This is a genomic window from Caenibius tardaugens NBRC 16725, assembly GCF_003860345.1.
In the GTDB taxonomy this organism is placed as follows: domain Bacteria; phylum Pseudomonadota; class Alphaproteobacteria; order Sphingomonadales; family Sphingomonadaceae; genus Caenibius; species Caenibius tardaugens.
Genome location: NZ_CP034179.1, coordinates 2,381,726 through 2,395,750, shown reverse-complemented (window position 1 = coordinate 2,395,750; position 14,025 = coordinate 2,381,726). Strand labels below are relative to the sequence as shown.

At 64.4% G+C, this 14,025-nt stretch carries 13 protein-coding genes and 1 riboswitch; of the genes, 6 read left to right on the top strand and 7 right to left on the bottom strand.

What is annotated here, in order from left to right; genetic code table 11:
* Positions 1 to 22: 22 nt before the first annotated feature.
* From EGO55_RS11070 to gcvT, 5 genes are all read right to left on the bottom strand, one after another.
* Positions 23 to 850 (bottom strand): SDR family NAD(P)-dependent oxidoreductase, encoded by an 828-nt coding sequence (locus EGO55_RS11070; RefSeq protein ID WP_021691582.1) that lies wholly within the window; start codon positions 848 to 850, stop codon positions 23 to 25.
* 81 nt (positions 851 to 931) lie between these two features.
* Positions 932 to 2,488, bottom strand: coding sequence for an aminomethyl-transferring glycine dehydrogenase subunit GcvPB (gene gcvPB / locus EGO55_RS11065; protein WP_021691583.1), 1,557 nt, complete (start codon positions 2,486 to 2,488; stop codon positions 932 to 934).
* Positions 2,485 to 3,843 carry an aminomethyl-transferring glycine dehydrogenase subunit GcvPA gene (gene gcvPA, locus EGO55_RS11060; protein WP_021691584.1) on the bottom strand — a complete coding sequence of 453 codons (1,359 nt, stop codon included), beginning with the start codon at positions 3,841 to 3,843 and terminating at the stop codon, positions 2,485 to 2,487. Before gcvPA ends, gcvPB begins: the two co-directional genes overlap by 4 nt.
* Positions 3,844 to 3,859: 16 nt before the next feature.
* Complete coding sequence (gcvH, locus tag EGO55_RS11055; protein WP_021691585.1) at positions 3,860 to 4,231, bottom strand: glycine cleavage system protein GcvH; 372 nt, start codon at positions 4,229 to 4,231, stop codon at positions 3,860 to 3,862.
* 3 nt (positions 4,232 to 4,234) lie between these two features.
* Positions 4,235 to 5,404, bottom strand: coding sequence for a glycine cleavage system aminomethyltransferase GcvT (gcvT, locus tag EGO55_RS11050; RefSeq protein ID WP_021691586.1), 1,170 nt, complete (start codon positions 5,402 to 5,404; stop codon positions 4,235 to 4,237).
* 157 nt (positions 5,405 to 5,561) lie between these two features.
* A riboswitch (glycine riboswitch) is annotated at positions 5,562 to 5,673 on the bottom strand.
* A 198-nt stretch (positions 5,674 to 5,871) separates the two neighbouring features.
* Here gcvT and EGO55_RS11045 point away from each other — a divergent pair.
* The 3 genes from EGO55_RS11045 to EGO55_RS11035 all read left to right on the top strand — a co-directional run bounded on the left by EGO55_RS11045 (position 5,872) and on the right by EGO55_RS11035 (position 9,419).
* The gene (locus EGO55_RS11045; protein ID WP_021691587.1) at positions 5,872 to 6,303 is read left to right on the top strand and encodes a GlcG/HbpS family heme-binding protein; all 432 of its coding nucleotides are present in this window, start codon (positions 5,872 to 5,874) and stop codon (positions 6,301 to 6,303) included.
* 35 nt (positions 6,304 to 6,338) lie between these two features.
* Positions 6,339 to 7,850, top strand: coding sequence for an aldehyde dehydrogenase family protein (locus EGO55_RS11040; RefSeq protein ID WP_021691588.1), 1,512 nt, complete (start codon positions 6,339 to 6,341; stop codon positions 7,848 to 7,850).
* Positions 7,851 to 7,958: 108 nt separating this feature from the next.
* Complete coding sequence (locus EGO55_RS11035) at positions 7,959 to 9,419, top strand: helicase HerA domain-containing protein (RefSeq protein WP_040717301.1); 1,461 nt, start codon at positions 7,959 to 7,961, stop codon at positions 9,417 to 9,419.
* Positions 9,420 to 9,471: 52 nt separating this feature from the next.
* On the opposite strand, the gene EGO55_RS11030 is transcribed toward EGO55_RS11035, so the two are convergent.
* Together EGO55_RS11030 and EGO55_RS11025 are read right to left on the bottom strand one after the other, a co-directional pair.
* Positions 9,472 to 10,341: a cupin-like domain-containing protein gene (locus EGO55_RS11030; RefSeq protein ID WP_021691590.1), complete on the bottom strand. Its 870-nt coding sequence runs from the start codon at positions 10,339 to 10,341 to the stop codon at positions 9,472 to 9,474.
* Positions 10,338 to 11,588 (bottom strand): GNAT family N-acetyltransferase, encoded by a 1,251-nt coding sequence (locus tag EGO55_RS11025; RefSeq protein ID WP_021691591.1) that lies wholly within the window; start codon positions 11,586 to 11,588, stop codon positions 10,338 to 10,340. The genes EGO55_RS11030 and EGO55_RS11025 overlap by 4 nt, the downstream gene beginning before the upstream one ends.
* 326 nt (positions 11,589 to 11,914) lie before the next feature.
* On the opposite strand from EGO55_RS11025, the gene EGO55_RS11020 reads away from it, so the two are divergent.
* From EGO55_RS11020 to EGO55_RS11010, 3 genes are read left to right on the top strand one after another with little or no spacing between them, the layout of a single operon-like run.
* A complete protein-coding gene (locus tag EGO55_RS11020; protein WP_021691592.1) occupies positions 11,915 to 12,619 on the top strand; it encodes a flagellar hook-basal body complex protein in 705 nt (234 codons plus the stop codon).
* A complete protein-coding gene (locus tag EGO55_RS11015; protein WP_021691593.1) occupies positions 12,616 to 13,389 on the top strand; it encodes a flagellar hook-basal body protein in 774 nt (257 codons plus the stop codon). Before EGO55_RS11020 ends, EGO55_RS11015 begins: the two co-directional genes overlap by 4 nt.
* A gap of 4 nt (positions 13,390 to 13,393) precedes the next feature.
* On the top strand, positions 13,394 to 14,017 hold the full coding sequence (locus EGO55_RS11010; protein ID WP_040717302.1) for a hypothetical protein: 624 nt from the start codon (positions 13,394 to 13,396) through the stop codon (positions 14,015 to 14,017).
* Positions 14,018 to 14,025: the final 8 nt, after the last annotated feature.

Here is a 14,025-nt window from a genome sequence, read left to right as displayed (position 1 = left end):
CGCGCGCAATTGGTTCTGACCGTCAGAAATTGAAGCCGTTGCCCGACACGACCGGCACATTGGTCCACAATCCCTTGGGATCGCGGTACCAGCCGCCCGCTGCCAGCGCGCCGCCATCGAGATTGATCGTCGTACCCGTAATCCAGCCTGCCAGATCGGAGGCGAGGAACAGCGCCGCGCCTGCCGCATCTTCCGGCTTGCCGAACCGGCCCAGCGGAATCCACCGTTCGATATGATCCTGATGTTCGGGTGCAACCAGCCCGTGCACCGGCACTTGCGGGGTTTCGGTGGTTTCCGGCGCGATCGCGTTCACGCGGATGTTCTGCGGGCCCAGTTCCAGCGCGAGGCTGCGGGTGAAGCCCGTAATCCCGTGCTTGAATGTTGAATAGACTGTCGTGTTCGGAATGCCACGGAACGCCTCGATCGACGAAATCGAAATGATGCTGCCGCCCGGACGCAGCATGGGGATCGCCGCACGGGTGGTCAGGAACACCGACTTCATGTTGATCGCGTAGAGTGCGTCCAGATCTTCATCGGTGTTGTAGACGAACGGCTTGGCGATGCCCAGGAAGTCGCCCACATTGTTGACCAGCACGTCCAGCCCGCCAAAGCGTTCCTGCACCTGCGCCATCAGCGCATCGATGGCGGCCCGTTCGCGCACATCGGTCTGCGAAACAAGCGCGGTTACGCCCGCCGCATCGAGAGCGCTGCGCACATCGGCGGCGCGGCCTTCATCGATTTCCGCGATCACCACGTTCGCGCCAGCACGGCCGAATGCTTCGGCTATCGCGCGTCCGATCCCGGCACCGCCGCCGGTGACGAGAACCGTCTTACCTTTGAAATCCAGCATACTCTCTCCTGTCTCCCCCGATCTGTAACGGCTCCGTTCTGCACGGGCAACGGGGGATACCAAGAGTTTCGAATTTGCCGGTCAATCCTGAAAAACGAGCCGTGGCTTGCGCGCCGCCAACGTCTCGTCGAGCCGTCGCCGGGGGGCATAGAGCGGGGCCTGCGCCAGTTGCGCATCGCCTGCCAGCGCCCGTTCGGCAATCCCGCGCAGGGCAATGATGAACTGGTCCAGCGTGGCCTTGCTTTCACACTCGGTCGGTTCGACCAGCATTGCCCCGTGGACCACCAGCGGGAAATACATGGTCATCGGGTGAAAGCCTTCATCGATCAGCGCCTTGGCCACATCGATGGTCGACAGCCCTTCGCCAAAGCCCTTGTCGCTGAACAGGGCTTCATGCATGCACGGGCCATAGGCGCCAAACGGCGCATCCAGCACGTCATCAAGGCTGCGCAGCACATAGTTTGCGGCCAGCACTGCATCTTCCGCCACCTGCCGCAAGCCATCGGCCCCGTGGCTGAGGATATAGGCCAGCGCGCGGGTGAACATGCCCATCTGGCCGTGGAACGCACTCATTCGACCAAAGGCCTGGGCACCGCCCTGATCCGCCGCGCCTTCTTCCTCCACCAGACGATAGCCATCGGCGGTCTGCACCACGAAAGGCAGCGGGGCGAACGGGGCCAGCGCTTCGGACAACACCACCGGGCCGCTGCCCGGCCCGCCGCCACCGTGCGGGGTGGAGAAGGTCTTGTGCAGGTTGATATGCATCGCATCGATGCCGAGATCGCCCGGCCGGACCTTGCCGACAATCGCGTTGAAATTCGCGCCATCGCAGTAGACGAAGGCCCCGGCCGCGTGCACCGCGTCGGAGATTTCCTTCATATCACGCTCGAACAGGCCGCAGGTGTTGGGATTGGTGATCATCACCGCCGCCACATCCGGCCCCAGCCGCGCCTTGAACGCCGCCACATCGACCCGGCCATCCACGGTGCCCGGAATGCTTTCCACGCGATAGTTCGCAAAGGCCGCCGTCGCCGGATTGGTGCCATGCGCACTATCCGGCACAAGGATCACCTCACGTGCATCCCCGCGCGCTTCCAACGCCGCACGAATGCACAGAATGCCGCACAATTCGCCATGCGCACCGGCCTTGGGGCTCATCGCCACGCCCGCCATATTGGTGAGCCTGAGCAGCCATTCCCCCAGTTCGGCGATCACCCCCAGCGCGCCCTGTATCGTGGCTTCGGGTTGCAACGGGTGCAGATCGGCAAAACCGGGCAAACGCGCCACTTTCTCGTTCAGCCGGGGATTGTGCTTCATCGTGCACGAACCCAGCGGGAAAATCCCGAGATCGATGGCATAGTTCTGGCGGCTGAGCCGGGTATAGTGGCGCACGGTTTCCGGTTCGGACAGGCCGGGCAGGCCGATCCCCCCATCGCGTTCCAGCCCGCCCAGCCGGGCCGACGCCGCGCCCGAAGGCACCGGCAGGTCGACCCCGCAGGTTTCCCTCGTGCCCAGTTCGAACAGCAGGGGTTCCTCGAGCATCAGCCCGCGATTGCCGGTAATGGTCCCCTGATCACCGGCATCGGTCGGCGTGGCCGGGGTTCCGGGTTTCCACCCGCTCTGGTTCGGGGTGCTCATACCAGCGCCTCCTCAAGTCCCTTCGCGAGGGCTTCGATATCCTCTTCGCTCACCGTTTCGGTCACCGCCACCAGCAACCCCGCCGCCAGTTCCGGCCGATCGGGGTAAAGCCGCCCCAGCGATACGCCCGCCAGCACATCCTTGCTGGCCAAAGCCCGCACCACGCTTCGCGCATCGCCATCGATGGCGATCGCGAATTCGTTGAAGAAGGCGGTGTTGATCACCCTCACCCCCGGCACTTGCGCCAGCCGGTCGGCCGCGAGGCAGGCCAGCCGGTGATTTTCCGCCGCCAGCGCGCGCAGGCCCTTTTCGCCCAGCAGCGTCATATGGATGGAAAACGCCAGCGCGCAGAGGCCGGAATTGGTGCAGATGTTGGACGTCGCCTTTTCACGGCGAATATGCTGTTCGCGGGTCGACAGGGTCAGCACGAAGCCGCGTCGCCCGGCGGCATCCTGCGTTTCCCCGGCAAGGCGGCCGGGCATCTGCCGCACGTATTTGTCACGCGTGGCGAACAGGCCAAGGTAAGGCCCGCCAAACTGCAAGCCCACGCCCAACGACTGGCCTTCGCCCACCACGATATCCGCGCCCATCGCGCCCGGGCTGCGAATGGCGCCCAATGCCACGGGTTCCGTCACCACCGCCACCAGCAGCGCGCCAGCGGCATGGGCCGCATCGGCCAATGCGGACAGATCCCCGATCCGGCCGAGAATGTCGGGATATTGCACGACAACGCAGCTGGTTTCCCCGTCGATCTGGCCGATCAGCGCTTCGCTGTCCGGCTCCGCCGTCAAGGCCGGCGGTGCATAGACCAGCGTATCGCCGGTAAAACGCGCCATGGTCTGCACGGTGGAGACGTAATGCGGGTGCAATCCGGATGCGAGGATCGCCTTCTTCCGTTTGGTGATGCGCGCCGCCATGGCGACCGCTTCCCAGCACGCGGTCGAACCATCGTACATCGAGGCATTGGCCACGTCGCAGCCCAGCAGACGCGCAACCTGCGTCTGGAATTCGAACAGCATCTGCAGCGTGCCCTGCGCGATTTCCGGCTGATAAGGCGTATAGGCCGTCAGGAATTCGCCGCGCTGGATCAGGTGATCGACCGTGGCCGGTATATGATGGCGGTACGCCCCCGCACCGAGGAAAAACGGCACGCTGCCCGCGCTGGTGTTGCGTGTGGCCAGACGCGTCATATGCCGTTCGACGGCCAGTTCGCCCGCATGGCCGGGCAGTCCTTCGACCGGCCCGGACAAGCGCGCCGATTCCGGCACATCGACGAACAACGCATCAACCGTGGGCGCGCCGATGCGCGCCAGCATGGCCGCGCGATCGGCCTCGGTCAGGGGGAGATAGCGCATGCTGTTTCCTTAAGCGTCAGAGACTTTCGACAAAGCGCTTGTAAGCGGCTTCGTCCATCAGGCCTTCCAGTTCGCCGGCATCGGCAATGGTCAGCTTGAAAAACCAGCCTTCGCCTTCGGCATCGCTGTTCACCAGCGCCGGATCTTCTTCCAGATTCTGGTTGCCGGCCGTCACCGCGCCGCTGATCGGCGCATAGACATCCGAAGCGGCCTTCACGGATTCGACCACGGCCGCCTCCGCACCCTTTTTCAGAACCACGCCTTCATCGGGCACTTCGATGAAAACGATATCGCCCAGCTGGCTCTGCGCATAATCGGTGATCCCGACCGTCGCGGTGTCGCCGTCGACGTCGATCCATTCATGTTCATCGGTGAAATAACGCGGCATGGGTCAGGCTCCCTGTCGGTGATACTTGTGGGGGACGAATGGCATGGGTGAAACAGTGGCCGGCAGTCTGCGGCCCCTGACTTCGATGTCCAGCGCTGTGCCGTGCGCCGCATGGGCGGCATCGACAAAGGCCATGGCGATCGGGCGTTCGAGCGTGGGCGAAAATCCGCCCGAGGTGACGGTGCCGACCTGTTCGGCCCCTGCGAAAACCACCGCGCCTTCGCGCGCGGGCAAGCGCCCGTCGAGCAGCAGACCGACCCGCTTGCGCACAGGGCCTGCCGCCAGCGCGGCCAGAATGCTCTCCGCGCCGGGAAAACCGCCTTCGGCGCGGCGCGCCTTGCTGATGGCAAAAGCCAGCCCGGCTTCGACAGGGCCGGTTTCCGGCGTCAGGTCATGCCCATAAAGCGGCAGTCCGGCCTCCAGCCGCAAGGAATCGCGCGCGCCCAGGCCGACTGGCATGACCGCATCGTCCGCACAGAGGGCATCGGCCAGTGCCACGATATCGGTGGCGCGGACGGAAATCTCGAAGCCGTCCTCCCCCGTATAACCCGACCGCGAGACGCCCAGCGGGCGCCCCTGCCACAGATAGGGCGCGGCCTGCATGAAAGTCAGCCCTTCCACCGGGACACCATCGGGCAAGGCCGGTTCCAGCCCCAGGCGCGCCAGCACCTGCACCGCTTCCGGGCCTTGCAGCGCCAGCAAGCCATGCTCGTCCAGATGGGTCAGGGTGATATCGTCGGGCAGGCCTTCGCGCAGATGGGCGATATCGTCCCATTTCATCGCGCCGTTGACCACCAGATAGAAACTGTCACCGCGATGGGTGACCATCAGATCGTCGAGAATGCCGCCATCGTCGTCCAGCAGCAGCGAATAGCGCATCCGCCCCGGCGCCAGCGCCGAAATATCACCGGGCAGCAGCATTTCGAGCGCGGCTGCCGCGCCTTCGCCCGAGACCTCAAGCTGCCCCATGTGGCTGACGTCGAACAGCCCGGCGTGACTGCGCGTCCACAGATGTTCATCCATGATCCCGCGGAACTGCACGGGCATCCAGTACCCGGCGAATTCCACCATGCGACCGCCCCGTGCGCGATGCCAGCCATCGAGCGGCAGCGTCGCGGGCGGCAGATCGACCGCCTCGTCCGCGTTATCCAGAATATCGTCGAATTCGCTCATATCTTGTCCCCGACACGCAACAGCCACACCCCGCAGAGGAGCGTTTCCACTATCGCACCCCCTCTGTCGGGAAACCTGAGAGCTTGGCCTGCGCGCAAGGCGACAGGGTTACCCCTTCGGTGGGACGGCATCGCCGCCCGCTTTCCAGAGTGTCTCAATACGCGAGGCGGTCCTTTTGCCTGAGAGTTTCCGGGGCGGTTGCTCCTTCGGCGTCCCGAATGACAAGGAGCCATGCCCCTGCCGCCCGGAATCTCTCCCACATCGCGCCCGGAGCCTTGCGACTCCGGAAGACAGATTCCGCTTTCCCCGTACACGGCCGGGGAGTCAATCTCAGCATGCCAGGATATCGACAACTAGCCCTCCTGCGCATGGCGGCAAAACCGGTTCTTTCCCTTGGCAGGGCGGTCCTGTATCCCCCGTGCGACCGGGCGTGCTTGCCCCGCGAATATGACAGAAAAGGGAAATGCATGAGCCTGACGCTCGACCTTGCGCTGCAACTGGCGCGTGACACTTTGGCCGAAGGCGAAACACGCGGCTTTCTCCCGCTGGCAGTGGCCGTGCTGGACACCGCCGGACAGCCGCTGGCCATTTTGCGCGATCATCGCAGTTCGCTGCACCGTGCCGATATCGCCGTGGGCAAGGCGGCAGGCTGCCTCGCCATGGGATTCGGCGGGCGTGAACTGGCGAAGCGCGCCAGCGCCATGCCCGCCTTCATGACCGCAGTTTCCGCAATCTTTCCCAAAGGGATCGTGCCCGTGCCGGGCGGCGTGCTGATTCGCGACGCGGATGGCGGGTTGCTGGGCGCGATCGGCGTCAGCGGCGACACATCGGACAACGACGAAACCTGCGCGCTGGCCGCGCTGGACAGGGCCGGACTCCACGCCGATACGGGCGCCTGATCCCCCCCGCTTCACCTCCCACGCGAGTCCGCACCATGAATCAGCCTGCCGCAATCCGTTATGATCAGCCCGCCTATTCCGCAGCGGCGCAGCAGTTGCTTGCCCGCGAACCGCGCCTGTTCATCAACGGCGAATGGACTGACTCGAGCCATGGCAAACGGATCGCTGTGGAAGATCCCTCCACCGGCAGGGTGATCGCGCAGGTTGTCGACGCGTCGGACGCGGATATCGATCGCGCGGTGGCGGCGGCGCGCAGTGCCTTCGATGACGGGCGCTGGTCCACCCTGCCCCCGATGCAGCGCGAACGGATCATGATCCGCCTTGCCGATCTGCTGGAAACGCATGGCGACGAACTGGCCGAACTGGAAGCGATCGACAACGGCAAGCCCAAATCGATGGCGATGGCGGTCGATATCCCCGCCGCGATCAGCGAAATCCGTTACATGGCGGGCTGGGCGGGCAAGTTGGGCGGTGAAACCCCCGCCCCCTATACCCTGCCGCATGGCGCGATGTTCGGGTACACCCTGCGCGAACCGGTCGGCGTCTGCGCGCAAATCGTGCCGTGGAACTTCCCGCTGCTGATGGCCTGCCAGAAGATCGCCCCGGCGCTGGCGGCGGGCTGCACGCTGGTGCTGAAGCCCGCCGAACAAACCTCGCTCAGCGCGTTGCGGCTGGCCGACCTTGTGGCCGAAGCGGGCTTTCCGGCTGGTGTGATCAACCTGGTCACCGGCATGGGCGAAACCGCAGGCAACCGGCTGGTGTGCCATGGCGATGTCGACAAGGTCGCCTTCACCGGATCGACCGATGTCGGCAAGATGATCACCCGCAATGCCGCTGACACGATGAAGCGCATTACGCTGGAACTCGGGGGCAAATCGCCGGTCATCGTGATGCCCGATGTCGATGTGAAGCAAGCCGCGCGGGGCGCGGCCTCGGCCATTTTCTTCAATTCGGGGCAGGTCTGCGTCGCCGGATCGCGCCTTTATGCCCATCGGTCGATTTTCGACAGCGTGCTGGAAGGGGTGGCCGCCGCCACGCCGAACTGGGCCCCGCGCCCCGCACTGGACCCGGCTGCGCAAATGGGGCCACTGGTCTCTGCCGAACAGCTGGACCGGGTGATGGGCTTTATCGCCGCGGGCAAGCGCGACGGGGCCAGCGTGGTGACCGGCGGCGACAGCCCGACGGATCAGGGCTACTATTGCAATCCCACGATCCTTGCCGACGTGAATCCGCAGATGAGTGTGGTGCGGGAGGAAATCTTCGGTCCCGTGGTGGTGGCGCAACGGTTCGACGATCTCGACGAAGTGGCCAAGGCCGCGAATGACACCTGCTATGGCCTGGGCGCCGGCGTATGGACGCGCGATATGGCAACGATGCACAAGCTGGTCGGCAAGATCAAGGCGGGCACCGTGTGGGGCAATTGCCACGCCGTGATCGATGCGGCCTTGCCGTTCGGTGGCTACAAACAGTCGGGAATCGGGCGCGAACAGGGCCGACAGGGGATCGAACCCTACCTCGAAACCAAGACGGTCTTCCTCAAACTGTGATCCGGCACCCCGGATATCGCCCCAGGGCAGGGACCACCGTCTAAAAATCGCAGGATAATTCACCAGAGCCCCTTGGGTCCGGCAGGAGGGACGGCTACCAGCCGGATCGTGCAAGCGCAGATTGTCATAGGTCAGGATTCGTCGGGCAAGGACATCCCGGTCGATCTCGAGGAATTGCTCGCCACGCGCCTCTTGGTGCAGGGCAACAGCGGCTCGGGCAAATCCCACCTCCTGCGCCGTTTGCTCGAAGAGAGCGCAGGCATGGTCCAGCAGGTGATCATCGATCCCGAAGGCGATTTCGTGTCACTGGCCGAACATTTCGGCCATGTGGTGGTCGAAGGCGCCGCCTATTCCAGCGCGGAAATCGCCACATTGGCCGCCCGCACGCGGGAACATCGCGCATCGGTGGTGCTGGCGCTGGACGGGCTGGACGTCGAACAGCAGATCCGCTGTGCGGCCGTGTTCCTTGGCGCGCTGTTCGATGCCCCGCGCGAACACTGGTATCCCGCGCTGGTGGTGGTGGACGAAGCGCAGATGTTCGCTCCGGCCGTGGCAGGCGAAATCAACGAAGACACGCGCCGCATGTCGCTGTCCGCGATGACCAACCTGATGTGCCGCGGGCGCAAGCGCGGGCTGGCCGGGATCGTCGCCACGCAGCGGCTCGCCAAACTGGCCAAGAACGTCGCTGCCGAAGCCTCGAACTTCCTGATGGGGCGCACGTTTCTCGATATCGATATGCTGCGTGCCGCCGATCTTCTGGGCATGGAACGGCGGCAGGCGGAACTGATCCGCGATCTGCAGCGCGGCTGTTTCCTGGGGCTGGGCCCGGCAATCTGCCGTCGCCCGGTTTCGGTGAAAATCGGGCCGGTCCAGTCTGGGGCCAAAGTCGCCTCGGCCACGCTCGTGCCGCTGCCTTCGGCGCCGCCCGAAGAAATGCAGGCCCTGCTGCATGCCGAACTGGCCAGTGCGGCGGCCGACCGCCCGGCTATGCCCGAACCCATAGCGGCACCGGCACACGATGCCGCCGAACTGGTGCAACGCATCGCGCGATACGAAGACGATACGGAAACCGCCCTGCCCGAAACCGCCGATGCGGAGGAGGGGCCGGGTCTGGGAGTGGAAGACATCCTGCGCGAAATGGCCCAGCAGCGCGACTGCATGTTCCAGCCCGCCAGCACGCTCTACCAGATGTTCCTTTCCCGTTGCCGGGCACAACGCGTGCCGTCACGCGGGATGGACATGGCCGGTTTCCGGCGCACTTTCGCCGTTGTCGTGGCACGGCTGGACCGGCTCGATCCCGAGATGAAGGAACGCATCCTGCATCTCGGCACCATGGTCGATGACGATCTCCTGGCCCCCTTCCTCGCCATTGCCCGTGCCGCGGCCGAAGGGCCGGATGGCCCGGACGAGGACGAGATCGCCCGGGTCTATGGCACGAACTCGCCCGGCCGCATCCGCCGTTTGCTGGAACATCTGGAAAAGAAGGGCCTGATCGTCACGCGGGAAGATTTTGGCGGCGGACGGACAATCACCGTTCCCGGCATATCCGCTGCATCAGTCGACGGCTGACGCCCGCGGTCCCGCTGTTCGCTGCCGGGCCGATTATCCGCTTTCGCCCTGATTATTCGCTTTCCGATTGCCCGATCATCCGACGTGCCCGCCGGATCACCCGCCACGCCAGCGATTTCGCGTGGTTCTGATGCGGGAAGCGACCCGGCAGGCGCGGATTGAAACCGGCCCGGCGCAACAGGCGGTTGAAACCATGGGCATCGGCTTCGCGAAAGCTCCATTCCGATCGCCATGTGACCGAAAACGAGATCGACGGTTCGGGGCCGTTCTGCACCCAATGCGGTGCCTTGACCGGCACATAGATCGCTTCGCCGGGCGCGATGGTATGGGCTTGGCCCCTGTCCGCGAACTCCGGCTGGAAGGGCAGGTTGCGATGCGCGCCCAGATGGAACGCTTCATGCATCCGGCCATGCGCGATTTCCGCATCGGCAGCGGGAAACACCGTCATCGTTTTGCTTCCGCGCAATTGCAGCAGGATATTGTGTTCCGGATCGAAGTGGAACGGGGTCACGGCACCGGGCGATGAGACGAAGATGAACCCTTCCAGCTTCAGCATTTCACCCGTGCAAGGCGCAACCAGGGGGCGTAGTTCGCCCAGTATATCTTCGAGCAGAGCCCGATAGGCCGGGTCCTGCTCCACGAACTTGAGCACCATCCACGATCCATTTTCCTCGATCGAACGGATCGTATCCGCCACCGACAGGCCATTGTGCTGCACATCGCCGGGATCGATCCCGACCGGCAGGGCCCCGGTATTCTGTTCCACATCGACAGGCCGCATCCGCTCCGCCAGCGCGACCAGCGCCTCCAGCGTGAACAGCGGATGGCCAACCAGCCGATGCGTCAGAACCCCGGCTTGCTCTGGATAGAGGTCAGCCAGCGCGCCGCGCGCCGCATCGGGAAAAACCGCTTCCCTCGTCATCGTTTCCCTCCCTCCTCGGTCCGACCATCCGGCCGACCATCCGGCCCGCCGCGCCTGATCCGCGCCAGCGCCACGCGCAGGCTTGCCATAATACGCTCGGCCGCACGACACAGCCGGAACATGCCACGCCCCCGCCCCGCGCCCAACGGCGCCGTCACGCGCACGATCGCGCGCCGCTGCGCCCACAGGCTTTCGATCATCGGATGCCCTTCCACCGCGCAACTGTCCATCCAGGCGATATCCGGGTGGGCGAGAATGGCATAGTTTTCGATCTCGATCAGCACGCCCGGCGAATAGCGTGCAAAGGCTTCGTCAAAGGCAATCTTGAACGAGAACGCACCCGGCGGCGTCAGAAAGTTGACCAGCATGGCAATGGGGCGGTCATCCAGCTCGAGCCGCAGCATCTGCAGCCGCCCCGCCGCATGGGCGCCCCGCACCGCTTCACGGAAGAAATCTTCGGTATCCGAAGTATTGGCCAGCGCCGCACCGCTGCTGCCCTTCCAGCCCGCCTGTTCGAGAGCGAGAAACGCCGCGATCCACGGATCAGGGTCGTCATCCGGCGCGAACCACACGGTCCGCACCGCGCCAAGTTCGGCCAGACGCGCAGAAAGACGGTGAATCTCCTTACGCTTCTTTTTGCGGACAGTAGTTTCGTAATATGCGGTGGGGGACAGGTCACTGGCCAGCATGGCCCGTTCGATCCGGTGCACCACATCGCAATGCCCGCCGGTGGCCGCAACCAGCCCACGATGCACCGGGCCGTTTTCCGTCAGCCCTTCCCAATGGAGAAAATGCCGCGCCCAGTCCATGCCGCCAAGCCCATCCAGAATCGCACGCCATGCTTCGCATTCACGCCCGGCCGCGATCAGGGGCGTTCCCAGAAAGCTCTGGTAATGCCGCCAGTTGGTGACGTGGCGCACGGGAATGCGGCCATAGCGCCGCGACAGGGTGAGCGGCAGCAAGGCAATCAGCCGCGCGCCTGCCCCATCGCCATCCCAGACTTCCAGCCTTTGCGCATCCCGCCCCGGGGGCAAGTGATGCACCGCCGCCATGACGAACCAGCGTTCGCCAAAGGCATTGGGTTCCGCCGCATGCAGCGCCAACGCGTCCCACGCCGTCGCCAGTGTGGGGGAGGGATCATCCATCGGTCCGAAGACGATGCGCAGATCCGCACCACGCGCGGCATCATGCCGGTCGGATCGATCATCCCGCGCTGGACTGACTGTCATCGGATTCAACTGCACCACGCGATGCCCCTACACGCCCAAATATGGCCATATCGTCAACACCGCGAACATCTACAGCAATTCTGCCCGTGCGTGCCCCGTTCCATTCCATACAGAACATCGCAAACCCCCTCCTTCGGTCGGCGCGATCCGACGAAGCGGCGCAAAGTTTAGAACAGCACCGAATCACAGCACGCTGCGAACCGAACAATCCTCGGCAGAGCGTTACAATTATTTACGGGAAATTCGACACTTGGATAGATTGATCCAATACGGATTTAACCCGCGTTGACCGGGCCTGCAGCCATCCCCCAAGCAAAAGGCGAGCGAATTACCTTGGGGGGCACATGTCAGGACTCATCGAGTCTGCGTCTGGAATTCTTGCAGCATCGGAACAACGGGTCGAAGCGGCCGCACAGAACGTTTCCAATGCCTCCACCCCCGGATACAAACGGCAGATCACTTTCGCAGAAACGCTGATGCGCACCGCACCGGCCCAGGGCAGTGCGGCCAGTCTTCGCGATGCCCCCGTGCAACTGCACATCACGCACGATCGCGCACAGGGCAAACTCCGCGAAACGGGCAACCCGCTCGATCTGGCGATCTTTGGCCCCGGTTATGTGCAACTCCGCGATGGCGACAGGATCACCTATTCCCGTGGCGGTGCCTTTGCGATTGGCCCCGATGGCACACTGGTCGACGATTCTGGCCGTGTTCTGCAGCAGGCGGGTGGGGGCGATCTCACACTGGGCGGCACCAACCCGCAGATCATGGGTGATGGCAGCGTTATCGAAAACGGGCTGCCCGTCGCCGCGATCGCCTTGTTCGAAACCGACAATCCAAGGGCCCCTTTCACACCTTCGGCCATGCATGAAGCCACGGCCAGCACGATTCGGCAGGGCCAGCTGGAAAGCGCCAATGTCGTGATGAGCGATGAAATGGTCGCGATGATGTCCGCCACGCGCCAGGCGGAAAGCGGGGCACGGCTCGTACAGTTCTACGACCAGCTCATCGGGCAGGCGATCACCACATTCAGCAGGAGCGGAAAATGAACGGCGCATTCGAAGTGGGCGCCGTCGCCCTGCGGGCGGATCAGAAGGCGCTCGAACTGCTGGCAAACAACATCGCCAATGTGAACACCCCGGCCTTTAAACGATCAGATGCGCGGTTTTCCGCCATTCTCGCCAACCAGACACGCGATGACGGCACACCCGCCGCAGTGACCGGAGACAATCTGCTGGCAACCGGGGGGGTGCGTATCGCAGCCCGTGCCATGCTGTTCAGTCAGGGTGAAATCCGGCCCACGGGCAATCCGCTCGATCTGGCGATCGATGGGCAGGGGTTCATCGAACTTATGGGCCCCGGCGGGCAAACGCTGCTCTGGCGCGGGGGAACCCTGCGCGTGAATGAGGACGGCGCGCTCGTCACGCTTGACGGTCTGCCGCTGCATGCCGGTATCACGGTCCCGGCCGATGCCACCCGATTGACCATTTCCGCTGAAGGGATGGTCAAGGCGGAAGGCGCCAATGGCGAAGTGGTGGAACTGGGGCAAATCGGCCTTGTCCGCGCGGATCACGAAGACATGCTGGAACAGCTCGATGGCGGGCTGTTGCGCGCTGCGGATAACGCCCGGCTGACCGATGCCCTTCCCGGTGAGGATGGCGCCGGGCGCATGGTGCAAGGCGCACTCGAAGGGGCCAATGTCGAACTGACCGAGGAAATGGTCCAGATGCTGGTGATCCAGCGGGCTTTCGCCGCCAATGCGCAGGCCTTGCAAACCGCCGACCAGCTCGCCGCGATCACTAACAATCTCAAGAAATAACCGGATGCGCCCGCTTCTCCTCTCTCTGGCGTTATCCGCCGGTCTCCTGCCTTCCGCGCTCTTTGCGCAAGAGGGTGGGGCCGCGCCGTTGACACTGGCGGACAGGCATATCCGTGTCCGCGATCTTGCCGTGCTGTCACCGCAGCAGCGCAGCGGAACCGGTGCGTTGATCGCCGCAACCGTGCCCGAGGGGCAACGCTATGTGGAACTCACTGCCGAACGACGCGCCCTGCTCTTGCGGTGGCGCGTGCCCGGCCAGATCTTGCGCCCGCTCCTTGGGGGGGCCGTTCGCTTCATCGTTCCTGGCGAGGAAGCAATGGCCGAGGATGGGCGCGCCGGGCGCGAATGTTTCGCGCTCCGGCAAAATCTCGCGGCCGGGGCTTATGTGGTGGATGCCGCACTTGCCCCCACCGCCTGCGAACAGGGCAAGCACGCAAAATTGCCGCTGCGCTATGACCGCGCCGCTGGCGCCGCGATGGCGCTGCGGCCCTTGCGGCGTGCAATCTGCAGCAGCAGGAAGGCGAACTGGCCGCCTTGCTGGCAGCGGATCATTTCGATCCTGCGGCGTTTGCACGGCAAGGCGACATGGTCACCCCCACCAACCAGACGATCAGCGACATCGCCTTAAGCGCGATA

What these genes read in the sequence shown, in the direction of transcription:
- EGO55_RS11070 (WP_021691582.1), bottom strand. Translation starts at nt 850, where the DNA reads ATGCTGGATTTCAAAGGTAAGACGGTTCTCGTCACCGGCGGCGGTGCC.
- gcvPB (WP_021691583.1), bottom strand. Translation starts at nt 2,488, where the DNA reads ATGAGCACCCCGAACCAGAGCGGGTGGAAACCCGGAACCCCGGCCACG.
- gcvPA (WP_021691584.1), bottom strand. Translation starts at nt 3,843, where the DNA reads ATGCGCTATCTCCCCCTGACCGAGGCCGATCGCGCGGCCATGCTGGCG.
- gcvH (WP_021691585.1), bottom strand. Translation starts at nt 4,231, where the DNA reads ATGCCGCGTTATTTCACCGATGAACATGAATGGATCGACGTCGACGGC.
- gcvT (WP_021691586.1), bottom strand. Translation starts at nt 5,404, where the DNA reads ATGAGCGAATTCGACGATATTCTGGATAACGCGGACGAGGCGGTCGAT.
- EGO55_RS11045 (WP_021691587.1), top strand. Translation starts at nt 5,872, where the DNA reads ATGAGCCTGACGCTCGACCTTGCGCTGCAACTGGCGCGTGACACTTTG.
- EGO55_RS11040 (WP_021691588.1), top strand. Translation starts at nt 6,339, where the DNA reads ATGAATCAGCCTGCCGCAATCCGTTATGATCAGCCCGCCTATTCCGCA.
- EGO55_RS11030 (WP_021691590.1), bottom strand. Translation starts at nt 10,341, where the DNA reads ATGACGAGGGAAGCGGTTTTTCCCGATGCGGCGCGCGGCGCGCTGGCT.
- EGO55_RS11020 (WP_021691592.1), top strand. Translation starts at nt 11,915, where the DNA reads ATGTCAGGACTCATCGAGTCTGCGTCTGGAATTCTTGCAGCATCGGAA.
- EGO55_RS11015 (WP_021691593.1), top strand. Translation starts at nt 12,616, where the DNA reads ATGAACGGCGCATTCGAAGTGGGCGCCGTCGCCCTGCGGGCGGATCAG.
- EGO55_RS11010 (WP_040717302.1), top strand. Translation starts at nt 13,394, where the DNA reads ATGCGCCCGCTTCTCCTCTCTCTGGCGTTATCCGCCGGTCTCCTGCCT.